Origin of the sequence: Promicromonospora sp. NPDC023987, from assembly GCF_040639055.1 — a bacterium.
GTDB lineage: Bacteria > Actinomycetota > Actinomycetes > Actinomycetales > Cellulomonadaceae > Promicromonospora.
The window spans coordinates 1-8,185 of sequence record NZ_JBEZZF010000120.1; the positions used below are offsets into that span (position 1 = coordinate 1).

The window sequence follows — 8,185 nt, forward strand, 5'->3', positions numbered from 1 at the left end:
GGGCCCCCCACTCTCACCCACCCCCACGCACTCCCACTCCCCCCCCCCGCCGGGGGGGGGCGCGCGGCTGCGGGGCGCCCCGCCAGCCCCCCCCCGACTACCCGGCCTCGCCGGGCTGCACGCCGCCGTACGTGCCGGTCTGGATCGCCGAGATGGTCGCGCGCCAGGAGCCGGCGGGCGTCTCAGTCAGCCCTTGAGGCGGCACACGCCCTGCACCTGCCCGGTCTGGTCACCTTGACCGGACCAGGAGTCCACGCGACCGTGATCGTATGACCGTCGTGAACGTCCAGGAAGCGAAGACTCATCTCTCCCAACTGATCTCGCGCGCCCAGCACGGCGAGGAGATCGTCGTCGCCCGCTCCGGAAAACCTGCCGTCCGTCTGATCCCGGTGGAGCCCGTGGCTCAGCGCACGTTCGGCACCGTGCCGGTCGCCATCCCGGACGGGTTCTTCTTCGAGCCGATCAACGAGGAGGAGCTCGCCGCGTGGGAGTGACCCACCTCCTCGACACCCAGCCGACGCCGCGTTCGACACCCTCCCAGCGGTCCGCACCGCCTGGTAGGATCCAGCGATGCGGACCGTCACCGGGTCTCCTGGTACGGGATGACCACGCGGTTGATGACGAGCAGCGCCGCCGCGGCGACCGGGACGGCCACGAGGGCTCCCAGGATCCCGCCGAGCGCCGCACCGGCCAGGGCCGCGACGATCACCAGCACCCCGGGCACCGCCACGGCGCGGCTCATCACCCGTGGGGACAGCACGTATGCCTCGACCTGCATGTACACGAGCAGGAAGATGGCGACGACGAGTGCCGCGACCGGGCTCACCGTCAGCGTCGCGAGGACCACGAGGATGGAGCCGATGACCGTCCCGACAACGGGTATCAGCGCCGCGACGAACGCGATGACGGCGAGCAGGATCGGGGCGGGACTGCCCGCGAACACCGTCAGCAGCAGGGTGAACGTGGCGTTGACGGTCGCCAGGACCAGCTGCCCGGAGACGTACCGGCCCACGGAGTCCAGCACCTCGTTCAGGAGCGATCCGGTCATGTCCCGCCGGGACCGTGGCACGAGCCGCAGGACGGCGGAGACCATGGTCGGCAGGGATACGGCGAGATAGATCGTCAGGGCCGTGACGATGACGACCGCCGTCACGCCGTTGATCAGTCCGGTGCCGACCTGCAGAACGCCGCCCGCGATCACCGAGAGCTGCTGGGGGTCGGTGAGGAGCCCGGTCAGCGACGACAGCAGGCCGTTCAGGTCGAGAGCGACCAGGTTGTCGGTGGTCCAGGCGTACCAGGCCTGGTCGGGCAGCTCCCGCAGCCCGTCGACCAGCTGGGCGCCGAAGATCCCGACCTGCTGGACGGCGAGCGGCAGCACCGCGACGACGAAGAGCGCGATCACGGCGGCGGACCCGACGATCATCACCGTCGCGGCCGCCCAGCGCGGCAGCCCTCGCGAGGCGAGGTACCGGATCCCCGGCTCCAGCGCCAGCGCGAGGAACAGGGCCAGCCCGACGTACACGAGGACCGTCGCCACCGCCGAGAGCGCGCCGAGCAGCGCGAGGCCGGCGCCGACGCCGAGGGTGGCAAGCAGCGCGTACCCGAACGGCTGCGCAGGCAGGCCCTGGACGGGGGCCCGGCGTCGGCCGGCGCTTGCCCCGGCGACTCGCTGCGGCAAGCGGGCCATGGCGCTCCGTTCGCTCCGACCGGTTCACGGTGGGGGGTACTGTCCGGGCCTCCCACCTCAGGGGCGAACGGACGTTGGATGGGGTCTGCTAGAGAGTACTGACGTCGCGCCGCACCGGCTGGCGCGGCGCACCGAGCAAGGAGAGACACCCATGCGTGGAGTTGTCATGTACGCGCCCGGCGACGTTCGCGTCGAGGAGCGCGAGGACGCGAGGATCACCGAGCCGACCGACGCCGTCATCCGGGTGACCGCCACCTGCATCTGCGGGTCGGACCTCTGGCCGTACCGCGGGATCGAGGCCCTGAACGGCCCCACCCCGATGGGCCACGAGTACATCGGCATCGTCGAGCAGGTCGGTGACGACGTGCGGAACATCAAGGTCGGCGACTACGTCGTCGGCTCCTTCGTCGCCTCCGACAACACCTGCGAGATCTGCGAGGCCGGGTACCAGTCCCGCTGCATCCACAACGTGATGATGGGCTCGGTCGGCACCCAGGCCGAGCTCGCCCGCATCCCGCTGGCCGACGGCACCCTCGTCGCCACCCCCGGCACGCCCGACGCCGACCTGGTCCCGTCGCTGCTGGCCGCCTCCGACGTGCTGGGCACCGGCTGGTTCGCCGCGGTGGCCGCCGAGGCCGGCCCCGGCAGGACCATCGCGGTGGTCGGCGACGGCGCGGTCGGGCTCTCGGCGGTCCTGGCCGCCAAGCAGCTCGGCGCGGAGCGCATCATCGTGTCCAGCCGCCACCCGGAGCGCCAGACCCTGGCCCGCGAGTTCGGCGCGACCGACATCATCGAGGAGCGCGGCGACGCCGGCGCGGCGAAGGTCAAGGAGCTCACCGGCGGGTACGGCGCCCACGGCGTCGTCGAGGCTGTCGGCACCGAGGAGTCGATGTGGCAGGCCATCCACTCGGCCCGGCCCGGCGGGTACGTCGGCTACGTCGGCGTGACGCACGGCGTGGAGCTCAACGGGCTGGACCTGTTCTTCACGGGCGTGCACCTGCACGGCGGTCCCGCACCGGTGCGCCGGTTCCTGCCCGAGCTGATCCAGCTCATCTGGGACCGCGCGATCGACCCGGGGAAGGTCTTCGACCTCACCCTGCCGCTCGACGAGGCGGCCGAGGGTTACCGGGCTATGGACGAGCGCCGCGCGACCAAGGTGCTGCTGACGCTGTGAGCCGGGACGAGGTGCGGGAGTTCCTGGTCTCCCGCCGCGCGAACGTCCCGCCGGAGCGGGCAGGAATCCCCGACTTCGGCGGTGAGCGGCGCGTGCCCGGGCTGCGCCGCGCGGAGGTCGCCATGCTCGCCGGCGTCAGCCTCGACTACTACACGCGGCTGGAGCGCGGGAACATCCGCGGGGCCTCGGACAGCGTGCTGGGCGCCATCGCGCGGGCCCTGCAGCTGAACGACGCCGAGCGGGAGTACCTCTTCGACCTGTCCCGCACCGCTCCCGCTCCGGCGTCCGCCCGTGACCGCAAACCGGTCGCGCGGTCGGTGCGCACGTCGGTCCAACGGGTGCTGGACAACCTGACGGTCCCGGCGATCGTGCACAACGCGAACCAGGACCTCATCGCCGCGAACCTCATGGGCCGGGCCCTGTACGCGCCGCACTTCGACACCGACGGCACGCCGAACATCGCCCGGTTCATCTTCCTCGACCGCCGCGCCGAGGACTACTACGTCGACTGGGCCACGGCCCGGCACACCGCCGCGGCGATCATGCGCCTGGAGGCCGGACGCGACCCGCTCAACAAGGAGCTCACCGCGCTCATCGGCGAGCTCTCCACCCGGAGCCCGCGGTTCCGCGAGGACTGGGCCGGGCACGACGTCCACGAGCACCGCACCGGGGTCAAGTCGTTCCGCCACCCCGAGGTCGGCCTGCTCACCGTGGCCTTCGACGTGTTCGAGATGCCGGGCGAGGCAGGGCTGCAGATCGTCACCTACAGCCCTCCCCCGGACACCGGATCCGCCGAGAAGTTCGCTCTGCTGGCGAGCTGGGCCGCGACCCAGGAGACCGAGCGCTCCCGCACCGCCGACCCGGTGAACGGCTGACCGTCAGTCCCAGCGGAACAGCAGGCTCGCGGTCACCACGCCGACCAGGGTCGAGACCGCCAGGCTGACGAGGTGGACGGGGTCGACCCCCGCGCCGACCCAGGCGGCGGACAGTCCCGCGACGGCAGCTCCGAAGGGCGTCAGCTCGCCGACCGCCGCGACGGCGTCGGGCAGGCTGGCGGACCCGCCGAACATGCCGCCGAGGGCGCCGAGGGCGAAGAAGGTGATGAGCCCGATCGCGACAGCCGAGTTCGGGGTCGGCGCGACGGCGGCGACGATCATGCCGACGGCGTACAGCGCCAGCATCGCGAGTCCGTAGACCGCGAAGGCTGCCCCGAGGTCCGCCGGGGGACGCGCATCAAAGGCCAGGAACGCCACGGCCAGGGCTCCGGCGAGTCCGACGAGCGCCTGCAGCATGCTCACGACCACCTGAGCGACCAGGACCATGGCCGGAGAGGCCGGCGTGACCGCGAGCCGGCGCAGGATGCCGGTACGCCGGTAGTAGGCGAGGAAGCTGGGCATGTTGATGACGCCGATGCTGGCCAGGACCATCGTCAGCACCAGGGGGAGCACGTAGGCCTCCAGTGCGGTGAACCCGCCGGCCACATGAGCACTCGCCGACCCGGCACTCATCACCAGGATCAGCAGGGGCAGGAGCACGGGGACCACGAGGCCTGCCGTGTCCCGTACGACCATCTTGGCCTCGCACACCACGAGGGTCAGCCAGGACCGTGCGCCCGGCTGGCGAGCTTCGACCACTGTGCTCATTCGGCTTCCTCCAGCTGCTTTCCGGTGAGGGCGACGAACGCGTCGTCGAGGTTCTGCGCGCCTGCCAGCGCGACCAGGCCGACCGGGGGTTCGACGGCGAGCACGCGTCCGGCGTCGAGCAGCGCCACGCGGTCGCAGAGCCGCTCGACCTCCTCCATCGCGTGGCTGACGAGCACGATGGTGACGCCCTCGTCGCGGAGGTGCTCGATCGTCGCCCACATCTGCCGGCGGGCCCGCGGGTCGAGGCCCGTGGTGAGCTCGTCCAGGATCAGCACGCGGGGACGTCCGGCGAGGGCGAGCGCGATCGAGAGCCGCTGCTGCTGGCCGCCGGACAGCTTCTCGAAGCGCACACCGCACTTCTCCGCCAGGCCGACCAGCTCGAGGAGCTCGCCGGTGGGCCGCGGGTCCGGGTAGAAGCTGCCGTAGAGGCCCATCAGCTCCGCCACCGTGAGCGCGCCGTGCAGGTAGGCCTCCTGGAGCTGGACGCCCAGCACCTGGCGCACCTCGGCACGGTCACGCCGCGGGTCGAGGCCCAGGAGCGTGACTCGTCCGCCGTCGGGCCGGCGCAGCCCCGCGATCATCTCGACCGTGGTGGTCTTGCCCGCGCCGTTGGTGCCGAGGATGCCGAACACCTCGCCGGGTCCGACCCGCAGGGTCACGTCGTCGACGGCTACCTTGTCGCCATAGCGTTTGTGGAGGTGCTCGGCGAAGATCGCCGGTTCTGCACTGGTCATGGCGGCGACGCTATGCGGGCCGGCCCAGCGACCGCGCGTGCCGATGGTCAGGGAAGTGATCCATGACTTTCGGCACCGGCGGCGCCGGACGCTCGCCTCATAGGGTGGTTCGCATGCGGCGGCTGGGTACTGACGAGTGGTCGGGGCTGGTGATGCTGGCCGTGTCGGTCACGGTGGGCGCGCCGTTTCTGTTCGGACCGGTGGACCCGACCATCCCGCGTGGCTGGTGGGCCGCGCTCTTCCTGGCCGTGTACGTCGCCCTGCTGCTCTCCGTCATCCGGGACGGGTCGGACCCGCTCACGTACTGCCTGTTCGGTGCGGCGGTCGTGGCGTCGTGGGCGACGCTGCTGACCGTGCCGCACCTGGGCCTGCTGCCGATCCTGCTGGTGATCACCGCGGCGGTGAGCATCTACGTCATGCCCCTCTGGGCGGGCTTCGTCGTCATCGGGCTCAACACCTTTGTCCTCGCCCTCGTCATGGCCCTGCTGCACCGCGGCACGACCGACGCCCTGATCGGTGTGGGCTTCTACCTGCTCATCCAGGTCGCGACGATGCTGAGCTCGGCGACGCTCATCCGCGAGCAGCGGCTGCGCCGGGAGCTGAGCCAGGCGCACGTCGACCTGCGCGCGGCGTCGGTGCTCCTGTCGGAGTCAGCCCGCACCGCGGAGCGGCTACGGATCTCGCGCGACCTGCACGACCTCATCGGCCATCAGCTCACCGTGCTCACGCTGGAGCTGGAGGCGGCCCGGTACCGGGAGGGCGAGCAGGCACGCGAGCACGTCGACCGGGCGAACCGGGTGGCGCGCGACCTCCTCGCCGACGTGCGGCAGACGGTGAGCGAGCTGCGGACGGCGTCGTCGTCGGACCTGAGCGGAGCGCTCCGCCAGGTGGTGCACGACCTGCCCGACCTCGAGGTGACGGTGGAGGTCGAACCCGAGGTGCAGGTCGACGAGGAGCAGTCGGCGGCACTCGTGCGGGCGGTGCAGGAGATCGCCACCAACACCCTGCGGCACGCCGAAGCGCGCGAGCTGTGGATCGAGGTCTCGGCCCGCCCGCCCGGCGTCGTCCTGACCGCTGTCGACGACGGCCGCGGGTACCGCGAGCTGGTGCCCGGCAACGGGCTGCGCGGTCTCACCGAGCGGTTCGAGGCGCTCGGCGGCGGCGTACGGTTCGACGGCGACGACGGCTTCCGGGTCACCGCGACGGTGCCGGCATGACCCGGGTGGTGCTCGTCGACGACCAGACCCTCGTGCGGCACGGCATCCGCACGCTGCTGGAGATCGCCTCCGTCGACGTCGTCGGGGAGGCCGACGACGGCCAGGCCGCGCTCGAGGTCGTCACCGCCACGCTGCCCGACGTGATCCTGCTCGACCTCCGGATGCCCCGCTACGACGGCCTCTGGACGCTCCGCCGGCTCCGCGAGCACGGCATCGACATCCCCGTGCTGGTGCTCACGACCTTCGACGACGACACCCTCGTGCTCGATGCCCTGCGGGCCGGCGCGCGGGGGTACCTCCTCAAGGACGTGACGGTCGAGCAGCTGACGCGGGCGGTGCGCACCCTGGCCGACGGCGGCACGCTGGTCGCACCGTCGATCACCGACCGGATGCTGCGCGCCATCCGCTCGCTCCCGTCCGTGGCCGGTGACGACGCGCCCCCCGCCCAGGACCTGACCGGGCGCGAGCTCGAGGTGCTCCGGCTCATGGCGGAGGGGTACACGAACCGCGAGATCTCCCGCGCACTGTCCCTGGTCGAGGGCACCGTGAAGAACCACGTCTCGACCATCCTGCTCAAGCTCGCGGCCCGGGACCGCACCAACGCCGTGCTCCGCGCCCTCCGGCTGGGGATCCTCCGCTAGCGCGCAGGTAGGGTCCCGAGGGTGCGCATCGAGACCGACGGCCGCCCGGCGACGGCACCCGAGCTGTTCAGCACCTACGGCCACTTCACGGCCATGCAGGTGCGCGGCGGAGGGGTCCAGGGACTGACGAACCACCTGGACCGGCTCGACTCCGCGCACCGCGAGCTGTTCGGGCGGGCGCTCCCGGGCGACCGGGTACGTGACCTGGTGCGGCACGCCCTGGCCGGGACCGCCGACGCCTCGGTCCGGGTCATGCTGCGCGACGCCGAGCACGTCCTGGTGTCCGTCGGCGACCCGCACGATCCGCCCACCGGCCCGCAGCGGCTCTGTTCCGTCCCCTACCTGCGGCCGTTCGCCCACCTCAAGCACCTGGGCGGCTTCGCGCAGCTGGAGTGGGCCCGCCGGGTCCGGCTCGACGGGTACGACGATGCCCTGCTGACCGCACCCGACGGCGCCGTCGCCGAGTCGTCGACGGCGAACATCGGCTTCTTCCGACCGGACGGCAGCGTCGTCTGGCCGGACGCTCCGCACCTGCACGGCACCGCCATGCGGCTCGTCGAGGCGAGCACGCCGTCGGCCCGGCACCGGGTCCACGCCGACGACGTCGCGGGGTTCGCCGGGGCGTTCCTGGTCAGCTCGCTGGGCGTCGTCGCCGTCGCGTCGGTCGACGACCTCACGCTGCCCGACGCCGGGCCACTCGTCGCCGGCGTCGTCGAACGCCTCGCGGCGGTCCCTTGGGAAGAGGTCTAGGCGCTCCGGCCGCGGCAACGCACGGTGCCGGTGGATGGCGCGCCAGGGGCAGGGTGTACCCAGGGCGTACCTGCCAGGTCTACTGAAATTCGGTCACCCTGATCCCGCTTTCTTCACGTCAGCTGAACAATTCAGCTCAGCCCGCAAAACCGGTGCTCAGGGGAACGAAGTTCACTTGAGCTGACACCTCCCAGATCAGTACTAGATGCCGCGACGATCATGCTCTGGTCAGCGGCCCCACCGGGACAGCGGACCAGCGAGAGGTCCGCCTCCAGAATGCTGTTGGGCACGGTTCCGACGTCGCCCGCGCGCTCTCGGGCCGGGGCGCGGCGCTCCGCG

At 72.0% G+C, this 8,185-nt stretch carries 10 protein-coding genes; 6 read left to right on the top strand and 4 right to left on the bottom strand.

Features of this window, described 5'->3' with window-relative positions:
* The first annotated feature begins 269 nt into the window (after window positions 1-269).
* Window positions 270-494 (top strand): type II toxin-antitoxin system prevent-host-death family antitoxin, encoded by a 225-nt coding sequence (locus AB0F40_RS26755; protein ID WP_357475214.1) that lies wholly within the window; start codon window positions 270-272, stop codon window positions 492-494.
* An 86-nt stretch (window positions 495-580) separates the two neighbouring features.
* Here AB0F40_RS26755 and AB0F40_RS26760 read toward each other — a convergent pair whose 3' ends face one another.
* The gene (locus tag AB0F40_RS26760) at window positions 581-1,687 is read right to left on the bottom strand and encodes an AI-2E family transporter (protein ID WP_357475216.1); all 1,107 of its coding nucleotides are present in this window, start codon (window positions 1,685-1,687) and stop codon (window positions 581-583) included.
* A 151-nt stretch (window positions 1,688-1,838) separates the two neighbouring features.
* On the opposite strand from AB0F40_RS26760, the gene AB0F40_RS26765 reads away from it, so the two are divergent.
* Window positions 1,839-2,861 carry a zinc-dependent alcohol dehydrogenase family protein gene (locus AB0F40_RS26765; protein WP_357475218.1) on the top strand — a complete coding sequence of 341 codons (1,023 nt, stop codon included), beginning with the start codon at window positions 1,839-1,841 and terminating at the stop codon, window positions 2,859-2,861.
* Entirely contained in the window at window positions 2,858-3,736 is an 879-nt protein-coding gene (locus AB0F40_RS26770) for a helix-turn-helix transcriptional regulator (RefSeq protein WP_357475220.1), read from the top strand. The genes AB0F40_RS26765 and AB0F40_RS26770 overlap by 4 nt, the downstream gene beginning before the upstream one ends.
* A 3-nt stretch (window positions 3,737-3,739) precedes the next feature.
* On the opposite strand, the gene AB0F40_RS26775 is transcribed toward AB0F40_RS26770, so the two are convergent.
* Complete coding sequence (locus AB0F40_RS26775; RefSeq protein WP_357475222.1) at window positions 3,740-4,504, bottom strand: ABC transporter permease; 765 nt, start codon at window positions 4,502-4,504, stop codon at window positions 3,740-3,742.
* Window positions 4,501-5,238, bottom strand: coding sequence for an ABC transporter ATP-binding protein (locus AB0F40_RS26780; protein WP_357475224.1), 738 nt, complete (start codon window positions 5,236-5,238; stop codon window positions 4,501-4,503). The genes AB0F40_RS26775 and AB0F40_RS26780 overlap by 4 nt, the downstream gene beginning before the upstream one ends.
* A gap of 113 nt (window positions 5,239-5,351) precedes the next feature.
* Here AB0F40_RS26780 and AB0F40_RS26785 point away from each other — a divergent pair, with 113 nt between their 5' ends.
* From AB0F40_RS26785 to AB0F40_RS26795, 3 genes are read left to right on the top strand one after another with little or no spacing between them, the layout of a single operon-like run.
* Window positions 5,352-6,455 (top strand): histidine kinase, encoded by a 1,104-nt coding sequence (locus tag AB0F40_RS26785; RefSeq protein ID WP_357475227.1) that lies wholly within the window; start codon window positions 5,352-5,354, stop codon window positions 6,453-6,455.
* Entirely contained in the window at window positions 6,452-7,096 is a 645-nt protein-coding gene (locus AB0F40_RS26790) for a response regulator transcription factor (RefSeq protein WP_357475229.1), read from the top strand. Before AB0F40_RS26785 ends, AB0F40_RS26790 begins: the two co-directional genes overlap by 4 nt.
* 21 nt (window positions 7,097-7,117) lie before the next feature.
* Window positions 7,118-7,846, top strand: a complete 729-nt coding sequence (locus AB0F40_RS26795) for an aminotransferase class IV (RefSeq protein ID WP_357475231.1) — start codon at window positions 7,118-7,120, stop codon at window positions 7,844-7,846.
* A 131-nt stretch (window positions 7,847-7,977) separates the two neighbouring features.
* Here AB0F40_RS26795 and AB0F40_RS26800 read toward each other — a convergent pair.
* Window positions 7,978-8,185, bottom strand: a 208-nt coding sequence (locus AB0F40_RS26800) for a hypothetical protein (protein WP_357475233.1), incomplete at its 5' end; no start/stop codon positions are given.

Coding starts and splice junctions, on each gene's coding strand:
- AB0F40_RS26755 (WP_357475214.1), top strand. CDS start 270: ATGACCGTCGTGAACGTCCAGGAAGCGAAGACTCATCTCTCCCAACTG.
- AB0F40_RS26760 (WP_357475216.1), bottom strand. CDS start 1,687: ATGGCCCGCTTGCCGCAGCGAGTCGCCGGGGCAAGCGCCGGCCGACGC.
- AB0F40_RS26765 (WP_357475218.1), top strand. CDS start 1,839: ATGCGTGGAGTTGTCATGTACGCGCCCGGCGACGTTCGCGTCGAGGAG.
- AB0F40_RS26775 (WP_357475222.1), bottom strand. CDS start 4,504: ATGAGCACAGTGGTCGAAGCTCGCCAGCCGGGCGCACGGTCCTGGCTG.
- AB0F40_RS26780 (WP_357475224.1), bottom strand. CDS start 5,238: ATGACCAGTGCAGAACCGGCGATCTTCGCCGAGCACCTCCACAAACGC.
- AB0F40_RS26785 (WP_357475227.1), top strand. CDS start 5,352: ATGCGGCGGCTGGGTACTGACGAGTGGTCGGGGCTGGTGATGCTGGCC.
- AB0F40_RS26790 (WP_357475229.1), top strand. CDS start 6,452: ATGACCCGGGTGGTGCTCGTCGACGACCAGACCCTCGTGCGGCACGGC.